15 protein-coding genes are annotated in these 16,333 nt (G+C 35.6%); 5 read left to right on the top strand and 10 right to left on the bottom strand.

The annotated features are described in order from the left end of the window. Positions 1–16 precede the first annotated feature (16 nt). The 3 genes from GUB10_RS07160 to GUB10_RS07170 all read right to left on the bottom strand — a co-directional run bounded on the left by GUB10_RS07160 (position 17) and on the right by GUB10_RS07170 (position 2,378). On the bottom strand, positions 17–1,651 hold the full coding sequence (locus GUB10_RS07160) for a CTP synthase (protein WP_193710752.1): 1,635 nt from the start codon (positions 1,649–1,651) through the stop codon (positions 17–19). Positions 1,652–1,772: 121 nt separating this feature from the next. After that, entirely contained in the window at positions 1,773–2,009 is a 237-nt protein-coding gene (locus tag GUB10_RS07165) for a DUF3820 family protein (protein WP_193710753.1), read from the bottom strand. Beyond that, positions 2,010–2,378: a response regulator gene (locus tag GUB10_RS07170; RefSeq protein ID WP_193710754.1), complete on the bottom strand. Its 369-nt coding sequence runs from the start codon at positions 2,376–2,378 to the stop codon at positions 2,010–2,012. 532 nt (positions 2,379–2,910) lie between these two features. Between GUB10_RS07170 and GUB10_RS07175 the strand changes: the two genes are divergently transcribed. Beyond that, positions 2,911–4,437: a GH3 auxin-responsive promoter family protein gene (locus tag GUB10_RS07175; protein WP_193710755.1), complete on the top strand. Its 1,527-nt coding sequence runs from the start codon at positions 2,911–2,913 to the stop codon at positions 4,435–4,437. On the opposite strand, the gene GUB10_RS07180 is transcribed toward GUB10_RS07175, so the two are convergent. From GUB10_RS07180 to GUB10_RS07190, 3 genes are all read right to left on the bottom strand, one after another. Beyond that, the gene (locus tag GUB10_RS07180; protein WP_193710756.1) at positions 4,434–5,006 is read right to left on the bottom strand and encodes a hypothetical protein; all 573 of its coding nucleotides are present in this window, start codon (positions 5,004–5,006) and stop codon (positions 4,434–4,436) included. The genes GUB10_RS07175 and GUB10_RS07180 overlap by 4 nt on opposite strands. A 226-nt stretch (positions 5,007–5,232) precedes the next feature. Next, positions 5,233–5,715: a DUF4168 domain-containing protein gene (locus GUB10_RS07185; protein WP_193710757.1), complete on the bottom strand. Its 483-nt coding sequence runs from the start codon at positions 5,713–5,715 to the stop codon at positions 5,233–5,235. 210 nt (positions 5,716–5,925) lie between these two features. After that, positions 5,926–7,794 carry a TIGR00341 family protein gene (locus GUB10_RS07190; RefSeq protein WP_193710758.1) on the bottom strand — a complete coding sequence of 623 codons (1,869 nt, stop codon included), beginning with the start codon at positions 7,792–7,794 and terminating at the stop codon, positions 5,926–5,928. A 338-nt stretch (positions 7,795–8,132) separates the two neighbouring features. Between GUB10_RS07190 and GUB10_RS07195 the strand changes: the two genes are divergently transcribed. Continuing rightward, on the top strand, positions 8,133–8,576 hold the full coding sequence (locus GUB10_RS07195; RefSeq protein ID WP_193710759.1) for a VOC family protein: 444 nt from the start codon (positions 8,133–8,135) through the stop codon (positions 8,574–8,576). Between the two features lie 71 nt (positions 8,577–8,647). On the opposite strand, the gene GUB10_RS07200 is transcribed toward GUB10_RS07195, so the two are convergent. Next, entirely contained in the window at positions 8,648–9,460 is an 813-nt protein-coding gene (locus GUB10_RS07200; protein ID WP_193710760.1) for a Cof-type HAD-IIB family hydrolase, read from the bottom strand. 229 nt (positions 9,461–9,689) lie between these two features. Here GUB10_RS07200 and GUB10_RS07205 point away from each other — a divergent pair, with 229 nt between their 5' ends. After that, positions 9,690–12,170, top strand: a complete 2,481-nt coding sequence (locus GUB10_RS07205; protein ID WP_193710761.1) for a TonB-dependent receptor — start codon at positions 9,690–9,692, stop codon at positions 12,168–12,170. Positions 12,171–12,232: 62 nt separating this feature from the next. Continuing rightward, entirely contained in the window at positions 12,233–13,351 is a 1,119-nt protein-coding gene (locus GUB10_RS07210) for a PepSY domain-containing protein (protein ID WP_193710762.1), read from the top strand. 22 nt (positions 13,352–13,373) lie between these two features. Here GUB10_RS07210 and GUB10_RS07215 read toward each other — a convergent pair whose 3' ends face one another. Together GUB10_RS07215 and GUB10_RS07220 are read right to left on the bottom strand one after the other, a co-directional pair. Beyond that, complete coding sequence (locus tag GUB10_RS07215) at positions 13,374–13,730, bottom strand: phage holin family protein (RefSeq protein ID WP_193710763.1); 357 nt, start codon at positions 13,728–13,730, stop codon at positions 13,374–13,376. A 53-nt stretch (positions 13,731–13,783) separates the two neighbouring features. After that, on the bottom strand, positions 13,784–14,416 hold the full coding sequence (locus tag GUB10_RS07220) for a vancomycin high temperature exclusion protein (RefSeq protein ID WP_193710764.1): 633 nt from the start codon (positions 14,414–14,416) through the stop codon (positions 13,784–13,786). A 126-nt stretch (positions 14,417–14,542) separates the two neighbouring features. Between GUB10_RS07220 and GUB10_RS07225 the strand changes: the two genes are divergently transcribed. After that, positions 14,543–15,175, top strand: a complete 633-nt coding sequence (locus tag GUB10_RS07225) for an NAD(P)H-dependent oxidoreductase (RefSeq protein WP_193710765.1) — start codon at positions 14,543–14,545, stop codon at positions 15,173–15,175. Here GUB10_RS07225 and ribB read toward each other — a convergent pair. Then, entirely contained in the window at positions 15,172–16,320 is a 1,149-nt protein-coding gene (gene ribB / locus GUB10_RS07230) for a 3,4-dihydroxy-2-butanone-4-phosphate synthase (RefSeq protein WP_193710766.1), read from the bottom strand. The genes GUB10_RS07225 and ribB overlap by 4 nt on opposite strands. Positions 16,321–16,333: the final 13 nt, after the last annotated feature.

Consider the following 16,333-nt stretch of genomic DNA (forward strand, 5'->3'; position numbering starts at 1 on the left):
TCGGCCATTATTTGTTTTATGCCAGACTGGCATTCTTTCTATTTTTTGAAAAATCGTAAGCTGCCTTAATAAATGCTATAAATAAAGGGTGCGGTGTTGCAACTGTACTTTTGTATTCGGGATGATATTGTACACCTACAAACCAGGGGTGATCCTTTAATTCTATAACTTCTACAAGGCCTGTTTCGGGATTAATTCCGGTACTAAGCATCCCTGATTTTTCCAGCTCTTCCTTGTATTTGTTGTTATATTCATAACGATGGCGATGCCTTTCTTTAATTTCGGTTTTACCGTAAGCTTGTTGTATTTTTGAGCCTTCGGTAAGTAGGCAATCCCAGGCACCAAGTCGCATAGTTCCTCCTTTATGAGTCACTTCTTTTTGCTCTTCCATGAGATCTATTACCGGATGTTTTGTACTGGGGTCCATTTCGGCAGAATTGGCAGTTTTTAACTTTAACACGTTTCTGGCAAATTCAATTACTGCCATTTGCATTCCCAGGCAAATACCTAAAAATGGTAATTTGTGTTCCCGCGCATACTTTACAGCATCAATTTTACCTTCTATACCACGCTCTCCAAAACCGGGAGCAACCAAAATTCCATCTAAGTTGGCAAATTTGTGATCTATGGTATTTTCATTGATAAATTCTGAATGTATGCTTTCAATATTTACTTTGACTTCATTTTCTGCACCTGCGTGAATAAATGCTTCCAAAATAGATTTATAGGAATCCTGAAGCTCTACATATTTGCCAATTAAACCAATGGTAATTTCGGCTTTAGGATTTTTATGTCTTTGCAAAAACTGGTTCCACCTATCTAAATTAGGTGCAACATCATCTGGTAAATGTAATTTCTTTAATGTTACGGTATCCAGGCCTTCTTTCAACATTAAATTAGGAACATCATAAATAGTAGCCGCATCAATACTTTGAATAACTGCTTCCTGTCTTACATTACAGAAAATAGCCAGTTTTCGCCGAATATCATCAGAAAGTTCGTGTTCGGTTCTGCAAACCAAAATGTCTGCTTTAAGTCCGCTTTCCATTAAAGTTTTTACACTGTGCTGCGTTGGTTTGGTTTTAAGCTCTCCGGCAGCAGCAAGGTAAGGCACCAGGGTGAGATGGATAATTAGAGCATTTTCATCTCCTAATTCCCATTTTAATTGGCGCACGGCTTCAATATAAGGTAAAGACTCAATATCGCCTACTGTACCTCCAATTTCAGTAATTACAATATCGTAATCTCCATTTTGCCCCAAAATTTGGATGCGGTCTTTTATCTCATTGGTAATATGTGGAACCACCTGTACGGTTTTTCCTAAAAATTCTCCGCGTCGTTCTTTTTCTATAACACTTTGGTAAATACGCCCGGTAGTAACATTGTTTGCCTGGGAAGTATTTACATTTAAAAAACGTTCGTAATGACCAAGGTCAAGATCTGTTTCTGCACCGTCTTCGGTAACATAGCATTCGCCATGTTCGTACGGGTTAAGTGTACCGGGATCTACGTTAATATAAGGGTCGAGTTTCTGAATCGTGGTTCTAAATCCGCGTGCTTGTAATAATTTTGCCAGTGAAGCTGCTATAATCCCTTTTCCAAGAGAAGAAGAAACGCCGCCGGTGACAAAAATATACTTGGTTTCGGCCATCTTTGAAGTGTTTGTTGCGTTGTTTTATTCAGGGCGCTAAATTACAAAGAAGAATAGAAAAGCCGATAATTTTAAACCTAATATTTTTAAAGTAAAAAGTAGCTAAATAACTATGGAAAATTTAAGGTTTTGGAAATTTTCTTCTAATATTCCTAAGTAATTGCTCCATTCCGTTAAGTTTAAGTTCAAAGACTTCACTCATTTGCTTTCCAAGCTTTCCTTCAGGAAAGCCTTTTTGACGATACCAAACCAAATAATATTCGGGAATATCGCTTAAATAATATCCTTTGTATTTTCCAAAATGCATTTTGGCGTGAGCAAGTTTTAAAAGCGATTTGTGATTAGGTTGAATATTCATTTATAAAGACTCCAGTAATGGTTGTAGTTCGGTAAATTTATTTTTGTTCAGGGGTTTTTCAATATATTTTATTACCGAATCATATTCCTTAGCCTTGTTTTTATCTATTGCGCTGGTACTTGAGGTAAGAATAATTATTTTATGTCTTTGTGCTTTAGATTTTAGATGGTCCAGAAACTCCCACCCATTCATTTCTGGCATATTTAAATCTAAAAAAATTAGTACATTTTGTTTTCCTCTTAGATAGGCCAATGCTTTTTCGGGGTTTGTGAAATCTAAAACATTTTTATTAAATCCTTCAATCTCTAAGAGTTTTCTTGTTATAAAATTTGCTATAGGTTGGTCATCTACCAGTATAATGGTACTCATAACGCTTTAGTTTTTAGTTGGTTGGTTTGGGGTGCTTTCATTTTAATAATCCCTTCTTAAGGAAGTGATTTTATTATTACCTTATTTATAATATCAATTTAATATTCGTTGTAAGGTAATCATAAATTCAATTTTTATAGAGAACCTAAGGAGACTTTGGGTGTACTCATATATTGATATAAAGTAATAAGATTTTTAGGCTTTAAAATGCTGTACAAATGAAACTAAAATTTTAATAGGTTGATTTGAATATATAGAATTATTTTCTTCAGCTTGTAAGGCCAAATAAAAATTTGAAACAGTAGTAATTAAAAACTATGAATTTAAAAAACTAGAATCAATATTGAAAAATTTTTTCGCCTAAAGTCCTACTGTCCCCGCCATATGGAGAATACTGAGATATAAACAAGTTCGGAAAGCTCAAAATTGCAAAAGGTTAAAATCTTGATAATTGTTAAGACATTAATAGTCTTGATTTTGGTTTTTTTTATCTTCCATATCTGAAAATTAACACTGATAAAAATCCATAACTATGCCTATAGTAGGTTCCATAATAAAAAGTCTTATAGATCTTCGCGATACAATTGTTTCTGAGCCGGAAGCGGAAGAGGCACAGCAGGAGGTGCTTGTTAAATTACTTAAAAAAGCGAAAGATACTCAGTTTGGGAAGCACTACGATTTTGAAAATTTATTAAAAACCGAGGATATTAAAAAAGCTTTTGCAGAGCGAGTTCCTTATTTTGATTATAATAAGTTGAATGCAGAGTGGTGGTATAAACTTCATGAAGGTGAAAATGATGTTACCTGGCCTGGAAGACCACCGTATTTCGCGGTTAGTTCTGGAACTACCGGAAAATCCAGCAAACGTATCCCTGTGACCGATGAAATGTTGGAATCTATTAGAAAAGCGGGTATTAAGCAGGTGAGTGCTTTAAGTAATTTTGACCTTCCACCAGATTTTTTTGAAAAGGAGATTATGATGCTGGGTAGTTCTACAGATCTGGAAAAGGAAGGCGATCATGAAGAAGGAGAAATTAGTGGAATTAGTGCCAGTAATATTCCTTTTTGGTTTAGGGGGTATTATAAACCCGGTGAAGAAATTTCTAAAATTGAAGAATGGGACGAGCGGGTACAAAAAATAGCCGAAAATGCTAAAAATTGGGATATAGGAGCTTTAAGCGGAATTCCTTCCTGGTTAGAATTAATGATGAAAAAGGTTATTGAATATAATAACCTGGATACTATTCATGATATTTGGCCAAACTTACAGGTATATGCTTCGGGTGGTGTTGCCTTTGAGCCTTATGAAAAAAGCTTTAATGCTTTACTGGCCCGCCCCATTACTGTAATTGATACTTATTTGGCCTCAGAAGGTTTTTTAGCGGTACAGGCAAGGCCAGAGACCAACGCCATGAAGCTTATTTTGGACAACGGAATTTATTTTGAGTTTGTGCCATTTAAAGCCGAATATATCAATCAGGATGGTTCTATAGTAGACCATGCACCGGTGATTTCTATAGAAGAGGTTGAAGAAGAGAAAGATTATGTATTATTAATTAGTACTGTTTCCGGAGCCTGGAGGTATTTAATTGGGGATACTATAAAATTCACCGATGTAAAACGAAAAGAAATCCGTATAACCGGGAGAACAAAATTCTTTTTAAATGTAGTAGGTTCTCAGCTTTCGGTGAATAAAATGAACGATGCCGTAAAGGAGCTGGAAAATAAATTCGATATAAGAATCCCGGAATTTACCCTGGCAGCGGTTAGAATTAACGGTGAGTTTTATCACCATTGGTACCTAGGAACCGAAGCCAATATTGAAGAAAACAATTTGGAAAAAGCTTTAGATGAATCTTTAAAAAATGCCAATAAGAATTATAAGGTAGCCCGTTCTAAGGCTTTAAAAGGGGTAAAGGTTACAAAGGTTGATCCCGATATATTTCCCGAGTGGAGTGCTGCCAATAAGAAAAAAGGCGGACAGGTAAAAATGGAAAAGGTAATGGATGAAGAGAAGTTTGCCAGGTTTGAGAAATTTGTAAAGGAGAAGAGCCTTTAATCTTCATCTATTTCATCAATAAGTGCCATGATTTCTTCCTGTGAGAGATAAAGTCTTTTTATTCGGGCTTTGTAAGTATCTGCAAGGTGGGTATGGTTTAAGATAAAATCTTTTGTTGCGATAATATACTTCCCAAGGCCGTGGTTTACCGCATAGGTGTCTGCGGCCCTTTCGGCTTCCTGTATATATTTTTTTGAAGTCAGGTATTTAATACCAAACCAAAGCATATTTATTGCGCTACGATCCCGATAGTCCATAATATGTCCTAATTCGTGGCCAATCCAACCAATTAAGACTTCTGAAGGTACATTTTTTACATCAAAAACCACGTCTTCAATCTCTATTTGTTCACTAATCAATACAAAGTAGGATCGTTTTTTTTTGTTCTTTAATAATCCTGAAATTTTTGGTTGTGCCTGCATAAAAGACTTTTGAATCTCTTTTTTAAATTTGAATTCAATAGGAGTGTTTTTTAATTCGGGGTAATGTGAAAGTGCAATGTAGGTTTCCCTCCAAATTTCATCGGGTACTATCTTATTTTCAAATTTTAAAGTATCTTTTTGTTTCATTTTATTCTGCGCATAGAGATTATTCCAATTTAATAGGCTTATTAAAATTGAAATTATTATTATAACATAAGTTTTAGACCAAAGTATCAAATTTAATTTCTTTAAAATCTAACTAAAATATACCAAGCTTATAGGCTTATGCCAAAAAAGAGATTATAAAATAAACATAAAAAAAGGCTGCCCGGTAAAGGCAGCCTTTTTTGCTTAATTCTAATATTATTAGAAATTATCCTTGCATTAACTTTTGTAGTCTTTGTTGTAATTCAGTATCGGTTTGAAGCGCTATAGCTATCTTTTCATACCGAGCTACTTCAAGCCCCTGTTCTTCAATAGCTCCTTCCATCTCTTTTTGGAACTTACCTTGCATGCTTTCAATTTCCGCTATTACAGCTTTATGCTTCTTTTTTTCTTCGGCGGTGGCATCACCTTCGGTATTTGGGTCTAAAGAAGCCTGGTGAATTTCATTAAAACGTTTTATATCAAACCCGCTGTCTTCAACCTTTTTTGCCATTTGTTGTTGTGCTTTTTGGTTTACCATCCTAATTCTTTGGTAAGCATCGGCAAATTTAGAAAGCTCTTCGTCGCTAACATCTACTTCTACAGCTTGCTGCTGTTGTTGCGGTAATTGCTGGGTTTGAGCAAAAACACTTGCTGTACTAAAAAGGGCAAAAGCAAATAATAAACCTGCAATTTTCTTTGACTTAATCATAATTGTTGTTTATAGTTTTAGAATAGTTCGCAATCTATAAATACGTAATTGTGATTCAAAAAATATAGATGATTAATTCTGGTTTTTTACAGAAGCTTAACGCAAATTAGATAGGATGTTAAATTTCAATGCTTTTAATTTTTTAATTCACTATTAGGCATTTCTTATAAGATCAATTAATAATTTTTTGCCTTAGGCGTTTACCAATTATTATTCAAATCTTCTTGCCGGGATGACTTCCAGTCTAATAGGTTCGCCAATATCTTCTTCTATTTTCTTTTTAATTTCCCTTATTTCATCCCCTTTTAGATTATCTGAGCTTACAAGCGTAAGTGAAATATTAAGTGGCGTGCTAAATCTTACTTTTACATTTCTAATAACAAGTTCGTTAAGGGTTGCACCTTCTAAACTTCTGGTAATATTTGCTTCCTTTTGAATTCGGTTAAAAGAAAGTGATAGGGGGATCATTACCATTCCAATTAAGATTAAAGTATAGATTAAACCTAATTTAGCTCTTTTAAATGGAGCAAACCCAAGTACCAGAAAGGTGATTCCCGCAAACATAATAATACCGGCCAGGTTGGTTAGGTATAGTAAAAATGCTCCCGAGAAAACCTGCCAGTCCCACCAGCCAACTCCTATACCGGCAACCGCCAGTGGAGGTACTAAGGCAACGGCAATAGCAACACCTGCCAAACTTTTTGCAATACCTTCTTTGGCATGGGCATAGGCAGCAGCTACTCCCGATGCGACAGCAATTCCCATGTCTAGTAGAGTAGGGGAAAGCCTGGCGTCTATTTCAGAAGTAATTAGTTTAATTGGTATAATTAAACTTACCCCGGCTGAAAATAATAAAGAAACGCCTGTTCCTATCAGAATAGTAATGACTCCTTGTTTTAGCATCCTTTTGTCATACCTAACCATACCCATAGCAAAAGAAACAATGGGGGAAATAATTGGAGCCAGGATCATTGCACCAATTATTACGGGAGAAGAGTCTCCAAAAAGCCCAAATGTTGCAATTAGGGTAGATAAAATCATCATTACTACATAAACAGAAGTAGTTTTTGAGTTCTCTCGTAATACCTTAAATAATTCCTGAAACTCCTCGGTAGTAGCCCTTGGGTAGATAGGAAGGCTGCGTTTGGTCAACTCTTCGCGTTTTTCTCCGGTTGGCAGGGTATTTATCTTAATACTTTTTTTAAGATTAACTTCATCTTTCTCTGAGGTATACTTACTGGACTGGGTTAAGCACAATGATTCTGGCTCAACCCGAAAAGTTATGAGTTCTGCCTGGTCTTTTTCGCCATCTACTGTAAATTCAATAGTAGACTTATCTTTTATGCTAAGTTTGTTAATTTTTATTCTTCCTATAAACGAGGGTGTTTTATCCAGCTGCCTTCCGAAGGGAACTAAACTGCGTAATAAAAACCAGATTAACTGTACGAGATTCGTAGGAGAAATAATAAGTGCATTAAACATGCCATCGTTTAAAGAGCTCTCGGAAACCAACCTTCTGGCCACTACAGAGCTAAGAGCGTGCTCTACGACAACTATTCCTAATGCCGATGTGTGTATTACCTTCTCATCTTCAGAAGATATTTCATAAGAGTTATGGGATAAAGAAGATAAACGTCTTATATTCCTATAAAAAGATAGAACCTCCCGAAATACATTGTTATTTTGATGTTCTTCGGTAAAAATAAATACATTGCCAATATTAACCGATTGAAATACGGGTGTTTCATTACAGAAGAGCATATCCAGTTTGTGCACCTCTTCATTATTTAAAATTTCCTCGATAACTTTTTCGGGGTCATTTGAAATACCTAAACCTTTAGTGGTATAGGTGTTTTCCGGATGCGGTAAAATAGCAATTTTTAGGTTTTGTTCTGCTGCTTTTGGTAAAAACTCCCTTAAGTGCTCATCGCTTAAATAGGTAACTATAGTAGCTTTATCATCTAGCTTTAAATCTGTTTCAGGATAACTTAAAATTTCTTTTTCGGTATTTTCCAACAATGGAAAAATATCCTCTTCCATTTTCTCTCTATCCTTCGGATTATATAATATATATAGCATAGTTGGTTATTGGGATTGCAAAGCCAAGTTACGGTTTTTTGAAATCGGTACTAAATGTTTAACCTGAGTTTTGGATTAAGTTTACAACGAATTTGGCCTTATTTGGTTTTACTCCAAAATGGAGCTTAAATACTCCCAGAATATCCGCAAGATGATTTATTCGATAATTGAAATTTATCCCGATAGTTGTCGTAGCCTCAAGGCTTGGCTCGAAAAAAATTTCTAATTAATGCCTTATACGAGGTAATTTACTCTATATTACTTTAAATATCCTGTAGCACTTTAAAGATTTTTTTTGGAAAGATGTTCTTTATGACTATTTTCAAAAAAAAATAAGAATGAAAAATCTAAGTTCGGCTGTAATCATATTATTTGCAGCTACATCTCCTGAAAATCCTGATAAGCTTAAAAAGGATCATGATACTATTAGAGTGAAAGATTTAAAGGTCTCAGTGCCATTCTATAGAGATATTTTAGGGCTGGAGCAAATAGATAATGCCGGACTTGGAGATCACATAAAGTGGTTTAAGTTAGGTAATGAAGTGCAGGTACATTTGGTGGAGAGTGATATTGTTGTAGAGAAAAATAAAGGTGTGCACTCGGCATTTAATACTCAAAACCTCACGAAATTTATGGAATTCCTAAAAGCTAACAATATTGCTTTTGAAAATGGAGATGGTGAAAAAAACACCTTTACCGATAGACCAGACGGAGTTCGACAAATTTATTTTCAAGACCCCGATGGCTATTGGATTGAGGTAAATGACAATAAATTACCCTAAAATCTACACAGGAAATTGTTTTAAACTTTCAAACAAGCCTGGGGTATGTAATCCAGGTTTGCTTTTAAAGCTTAGTGTTTTACAGCATATTCTTCTTTAAGTAAACCTAACTCCTCTATGGTTTTTAAAACGCCATTTTCATTATTGGAGTAAGTAGTTATGTATTTACTGGCATTAATAATTTCTGGATGTGCGTTTTTCATTGCGTAGCTGTATTTTGCGTTTTGCATCATTTCCAGGTCGTTAAGATAATCACCAAAAACCAGGGTTTCCTCGGGTGATATATTCAAATCTTTTTGGATTCCACTTATGGCGTTTCCTTTATTTGCGGTTAGTGAGGTAATATCTATAAAAACCTGGGCTGCAATGGCCACTTTATATTCGTTTTCATGTTCTTTAAAATGAGGGTAGGTGTGTTCTTCAACACCATTAAAGTTACATAAAGTTACTTTTAGAATAGTGTCATCTACTTCAGTGAGGTCTTCAACTTTTTCAATTTTTTTGTAAAATTTATTTATTTCGTTATAAAAGCTATCGTCTTTAGTTTCTATATAGGCAGATTTTTTTCCGCAAAGCACCAGGTAAGTTTCAGGAAGTTCTCTTCCTTTTCTAATAAAATCTAGAGCAGCAGACTTTTCGAGGGAATTCACATAAAGATCTTTTCCTTTATGAACCACGTGGGTTCCATTTTCAGCAAAAAAGAGCATTCGGTCTTTTATTCTGTCGAATTTGCTTTCCAGGTTATAAAATTGACGTCCACTAGCTACCGAAAACATAACTCCTTTTTTATGAAGCAATTCTTCTATTTCCCAAAAATCGGGGTGAATTTCATGTTGATCGTTCAACAAGGTTCCGTCCATATCGGTAATAATCAATTTTATCATAGCCTTAATTTAAGCTGCAAATATAAGGGATTACTAATGTAGAGCAGTTAAGAAAACATCAAATGTATTTTTAGCGGTATAAAAATTTATGGTCTATATGTTTGATACCTAAAAATCTGGGTGCCCCAATATTATTTTTATTTAAAATAATTATAAATAAGGTTTTTACAATTGAAATTGCTTTATACATTTGTGCGGAATTTAAAATCAATCTAAATAAAAAATACTAATGAAGTTTTCAAAGAACCTCATCATACTATTTCTTTTTGCTATTCAATTTAGTCTTGCTCAAAGCACCGGGGCAGTAAAAGGTAGTGTAGTAAATAGCGAGGCAAATGCGTTGTCTAATGTAAATGTAGAAGTAAAAGGTCTTCAAATTGGGGATGAAACCAATAATCGCGGAGAATTTAGCTTAAAGAATATTCCAGAGGGAAATTATACCATTCAGGTTTCTTATATAGGTTATGAAACCCAAAACCTAAAGGTTAATGTACAGCCGGGTAGTATCACAAAAATTCCACCTATTATTTTAATAGGTAAGCAAGAGCAACTGGGTACAGTTGTTTTAAGAGGAAATGGGAATGGAAATAAATTCACCCGAAATACCAGTGTGAGCGTAGCCAAGATGCCACTTAAAAAGATCGAAAATCCGCAGGTTTATAATAATATTACCGCTGAGCTTTTAAAAGAACAGGTAATTACCAATTTTGACGATGCGATTAAAAATACATCAGGTCTTACCAAACTTTGGGAATCTACCGGGCGTGGCAATGATGGCGCAGGATATTTTTCACTTAGAGGTTTTCCTGTACAACCAACTTTAGTAAATGGGTTGCCGGCACTAACTAACGGGAGTCCAGATCCTGCAAATATGGAAAATATAGAGGTGATAAAAGGCCCTTCGGGAACTTTATACGGCAGTAGCCTGGTTTCTTATGGCGGACTAATAAATATTACAACTAAAAAGCCTTATAATTATTTTGGTGGAAATATCTCTTACACCCTTGGTAGCTTCGGCCTTAATCGTATAACTGCCGATGTAAACACTCCGCTTGATGAAACCGGTGACGTTGCTTTAAGAATAAATACCGCGTACCATAGTGAAAATAGCTTCCAGGATGCAGGTTTTAATAAGTCTTTATTTGTAGCACCTTCATTAAGCTATAAGGTAAATGATAAACTTTCGTTCTTTGTAAATACTGAAATTTACGATTCTGAAAGTACAAATCCATTAATGTTATTTGTAGATAGAGGGGCGCCACTAACAGCTACCAACCTGGAAGAATTAGGCTATAATAATGAGAATTCTTACACTAGTAATGATCTTACGGTAGAAAACCCAACCTTTAGTTTGCAGGCACAAATGAATTACGAACTTTCAGGCCAATGGACTTCACAAACAGCGGTTTCAACGGGTTCGGCTAAAGCTTTGGGGAATTATTCATATTTATACGAAACCACCCGCTTTAAACAGAATAGGGAAGAAGTGCCCGGGGAAGTAACTAATCTAAATGAAGGACTTATTTTTTCTCGCTATATAAGCAATCAAAATTCTACAACTTTAAGCACTGATATTCAACAGAATTTCATTGGAGATTTCGAAATTGCAGGAATGCGTAACCGTACCGTGGTTGGCCTGGATTACTTTAATAGAAAAGTGATAGACAATAATACCGGTTATGTAAAAAATGGGGATGTTTATATTGGGAATGCAAGTTTGCAAAATGTAAACGAAAGTGTTTTTGGGATTTACGAGCCTTCAAATTATATTTCAGATAATGATAGCGGAATTCTTAGTAAAGAAGCGACTGCCGGTTTATTGGAAAATGTTAACCGAAATAACAATATTGCTGAAGAAGATATTTATAGCGCGTATATTTCTAACGTTCTTAACTTCACTCCGCAGCTTGCTTTAATGATCAGTTTAAGATTAGACCAGTTTGAAACTGAAACCAATAGCCAGACTGCGCTATCTCCAAAATTTGGAGTGGTTTATCAGCCAATTCTAGATAAAGTAGCGCTGTTCGCAAATTATATGGATGGATTTAGTAACGTTGGGCCAAGACAGGTAGATAACCTTGAAACGGGGGAAAGCAGAACTTTGGTTTTTGACCCGGAAAGAGCAAAGCAATTTGAGGTTGGAACTAAATTTAATTTATTGAATAATCACCTTTCAGCTACCTTAAGTTATTACGATATCCAGGTTTCTAATATAGTAATGCAAGACGCCGAAAATCCTTTTAACCTTGTACAGGATGGCGAACAATATAGCCGCGGGTTTGAAGCCAGTGTAACTGCCAGCCCTATCGAAGGTTTAAATTTAATAGCAGGATTTAGCCATAACGATAGTGAGCTAACCGAATCTGATCAGGTGGATTTTCTTGGAAGAAGACCAGAATCTGCAGGGCCTGAAACTTTAGCTAATTTCTGGGCGAGTTATCGTTTTACTCAGGGAAATCTTGAAGGTTTCGGACTTGGTTTTGGTGGAAATTATGCTAGTGAGAATATGATCTTTAATCGCCAAACCGCAGGAGTTTTCACGCTACCATCCTATACTATTCTAAACGCCTCTTTGTTTTATAATGTAGATAAATTTGGAATTAATTTGAAGTTAAATAATCTTACAAATGAAGAATACTATACCGGTTGGTCTACAATAAATCCGCAAAGACCAAGAAACTTTGCAGCAAGCTTAACTTATAATTTTTAATTAAATAGAATTTCTTTGGTCACCACTAAAATTGTTTTGAGTTTTGGTGGTGACTTTTTTAGATGAAGAATAAAAAGAAAAATAATAGCTTTAAGAAGTTTATCGCTAAACTTCATTTATGGCTGGGACTTGGTTCCGGTCTTATTGTTTTTATAGTAGCTGTTACCGGTTGCATCTTTGTTTTTCACGATGAAATTAAAGATATAACCAGGGATTACCGAAAAGTAACTCCTGAAACTTCAGCATATGTTGCGCCTTCCAATCTTCAAAACAAAACTAAAAGTCTTTTTCCTGAAGCCCAACCGGGAATGGTAGTTTACCAGGGTAGCGATCGGTCGGCTTTTGTGTATACATTAATAGATGAAGTGCCTCATCATATTTATTTTAATCCTTATTCGGCTGAATTTCTTCAGAAGGAAAATCTTGAAAATGATTTCTTCCTTATTGTGGAAGATCTGCATATGCATCTTTGGCTTCCGCCAGAAATAGGAAAACAGGTGGTAGGTATTTCTACCCTTATTTTCATTTTTATGCTGGTTTCAGGAATAATATTATGGTGGCCTAAAAAGCGAAAAAACCTACAGAAACGGCTAAAAATAAAATGGAATGCGAAGTGGCGACGTCTAAATTACGACTGGCATAGCGTAACCGGATTGTATATTTCACTAATTGCCTTGTTTGTTGCTATTACCGGACTTAGTTTTTCCTATGAATGGATGAATCACGGCTTTTATGATCTTGCAAATTTATGGCAGGAAAAACCGGAAGACCAATTAAATATTCAGATCGAAAGTGCTAATTATTCTGAAGCTGCAATGGATATTGCTTTAGCTGAAACTTTAAAATTAAAACCCGGAGATGAAATGTTCTTTGTTTGGGAGCAGGGTGGAAGCGCACCAATAATCACGGGTTCCTATCCTGATGCGTTGGATTATGACCATCAATCAAACTTCTATTTTCATCCTGAAACCGGGTCACTACTAAAAGATCACGACTACTCCAGCAAAAGTGCCGGAATGAAATTACAGGAAATGACCTATGGTTTACACACCGGACAATATTTTGGGATTACCGGTAAGATCATAGCCTTTTTTACCAGCCTATTTGTGGCTACGCTTCCCGTAAGCGGATTTATGATTTGGTTGGGCCGCCGAAATAAAAAGCAAAAGAACCGGTCTTGAAAAAGTCTTGGAAAAATAAAACCTAAAAAAGTATTGCATCTACAATCCCACCTACAAGGGCTATAAAAACTGCCAGCCATAAAGAGGGGAGAAAGCCTTCGGTTTTAAAATCAGAACTAAACTGATCTGCAATTTCAATAATAATGGCGTAGGCAATAACCCGGGTTATAAAGCCCAATCCCAGGAAGTAAAAAATACCAAAAGTAGCTACATTTAGTAGTAGAGTGAGCACCCAACTTAAAAGAAAACTGAGTAAGCCTATAATAATTGCTACAATAATTGCCGTTTTAAAGCCTTTAAGCTTTACTTTAGGCATTATATTGGCAGCGGCAAGAAGCACTAAGGCATCAATTATAATATGAACTACCCATTGCATCATGTGTTAGGTGTTTTAATTAATATAATAAAGGTATAAAAAAAATCGCCAAAAAATTACTCAAATCGGTTTTCTAATGATGTAGGTTTTTGTTTGATAAGAAGCTCCCAAATAGCTTTAAAATTAGCCAGTTGTTCCCTGCGTTTAATAGTTTCTGAAGAGGTATACGCAACAGGAGTAGCTTCAAAACCTTTGTAATTTGCCCCCAGTTTTTTAGCGATATAAATACTTCTGGGTAAATGGAATTTTTGGGTAATTACAATAGCATCTTCAGTATTAAAAACTATACTGGCCCTATACATACTATCATAAGTGTCAAATCCAGAATGATCTAAGGTAATAGCTCTGGAAGGAACCCCTTTTTTGAGAAGATAATTTTTTATTGCATTAACTTCATCGTAATCATTAGTTCTATGATCGCCACTTATTAAGAAATTTTCAATTTTATTAAGCTTATAAAGTTTATAGGCGGTTTCTACGCGATCTTTTAAAATAGGTGATAATTTACCATCGGCATGTACACTTGCGCCCAGGATTATTCCTGTTTTAGCTTCCGGTAATTCGGTGATTTCAGAATAAATGAGGTTTGAAGTTTCCTTTTTAATATAAGCTTCCAATCCAAATATAATGAGGATACTTAGCACTACAAAAAGTGTAAACCCAAGGATTATTTTTTTTAAAAGCTTCATAGGCTTCACCTGTTATGACACGAAGATAAAAAATAATAGTTTACCTATATGTTTAATTTATTGTAGATACTTTAAGCAATGAAGGTGAATGTTTACCTTTGGCGTTATTAAAAGAATTTTTAAGAGATGACAAATATTAAAGCTTTACAATGGCGTTATGCCACTAAAAAGTTTAATCCAGAGAAAATACTTTCTTCTGAAAAAATAGCTATTCTAAAAGAAGCTTTTAACCTTACGGCAACTTCTTATGGTCTGCAACCTTTAAAATTGGTAATAGTTAGGGATAAAGAGCTTCAGGAGAAACTGAAAAGTGCTTCCTGGGGGCAACAGCAGCTAAATACCGCTTCGCATGTGTTAGTAATTTGTATAGAAAAGAAAGTTGATAAACATTTTATAGAACAATATTTTGAACGAGTAAAACAAATACGCGAGACCCCAGATGAAATTTTAGATCCTTTTAAAAAGTCTTTGGTGGCCAGCTTTGAGTCTAAAGCAGAGGAAGAGATTCACGCCTGGGCATTAAATCAGGCTTACTTAAGTTTGGGGACGCTACTTACTGTTTGTGCTACCGAAGAGATAGACGCCTGTCCTATGGAAGGTTTTGAGCCCGAAAAATATGATAAGCTTCTAAATTTAGACGCCCATAATTTAAAATCGGTTTTGGCTTTACCGGTAGGGTATCGCGCAGAAGACGACATGTTCTCAGATTTTAAAAAAGTACGTAGGCCTTTAGAAGATGTAATTATTGAAATGAATTAATAATTGGCATATCGAGTAATTTCCAACCCATAACCAATCATACCCACACGTTTTGTGTGCTGGCTGTTAGAAAGTAACTTGATTTTGTGAATTTCTAAATCGTGCAAAATCTGGGCTCCAATACCAAAGTCTTTATTGTCCATATTTATAGGCGGAGCTTTTACTTCGCCTTTTTTCTGCCTTTCTTTTAGTTCGGCAAGTCTGGGCAATAAATTTAGGGATTGTACAGCAGGATTAATGAAAACAATAGCACCTCGACCTTCTTCATTAATGGCCTTAAACATGCTATCTAACTTTTTATCGGCATTATTGGTAAGGGTGCCAAGAATATCGTTGTTCACTAAAGTAGAATTCATGCGAACAAGAATTTCATCATCGGTCTTCCAGCTTCCTTTTGTTAATGCAAGGTGTACCTGGCCGTTTGTAGTTTGTCTATAGGCTCTTAACCTAAATTTCCCAAAGCGGGTTTCCAGGTCAAAATCTTCCTTTTTTTCAATAAGTGAGTCGTGTTGCATTCTGTAAGCAACCAGGGCTTCAATTGAAACAATTTTAAGATCAAATTTCTGAGCGACTTCCATTAACTGTGGCAGTCTTGCCATAGTTCCATCCTCATTCATAATCTCCACAATAACCCCGGCAGGTTCAAAACCGGCAAGCCTGGCAAAGTCTATAGCAGCTTCGGTATGGCCTGTTCTTCTTAATACACCGCCTTCTTTGGCTTTAAGTGGAAAAATGTGCCCGGGCCTGTTTAGGTCTGTAGGTTTTGTTTCGGGGTCTATGAGTGATTGGATGGTTTTAGCTCTATCTGAAGCTGAAATTCCTGTAGTAACACCTTTACCCTTTAAATCTACAGAGATGGTAAAACCGGTTTCCATAGGATCGGTATTATTACTTACCATCATTTCCAGTTTCAGGTCTTTACAGCGTTTTTCGGTAATAGGGGCACAGATAAGTCCGCGACCGTGAGTAGCCATAAAATTAATCATTTCCGGGGTCACTTTATCGGCAGCTGCTACAAAGTCTCCTTCATTCTCTCTATCTTCATCATCTACCACAATTATTACCTTTCCTGCACGGATATCGTCTATAGCTTCTTTTATACTGTGAAGTTGAAGGTTGTTTTGGGTAGTCGTTTCCTGAACCATGTTATGTGTTATT

The sequence above is a fragment of the Salegentibacter sp. BLCTC genome, assembly GCF_015143665.1.
Lineage (GTDB): Bacteria > Bacteroidota > Bacteroidia > Flavobacteriales > Flavobacteriaceae > Salegentibacter > Salegentibacter maritimus.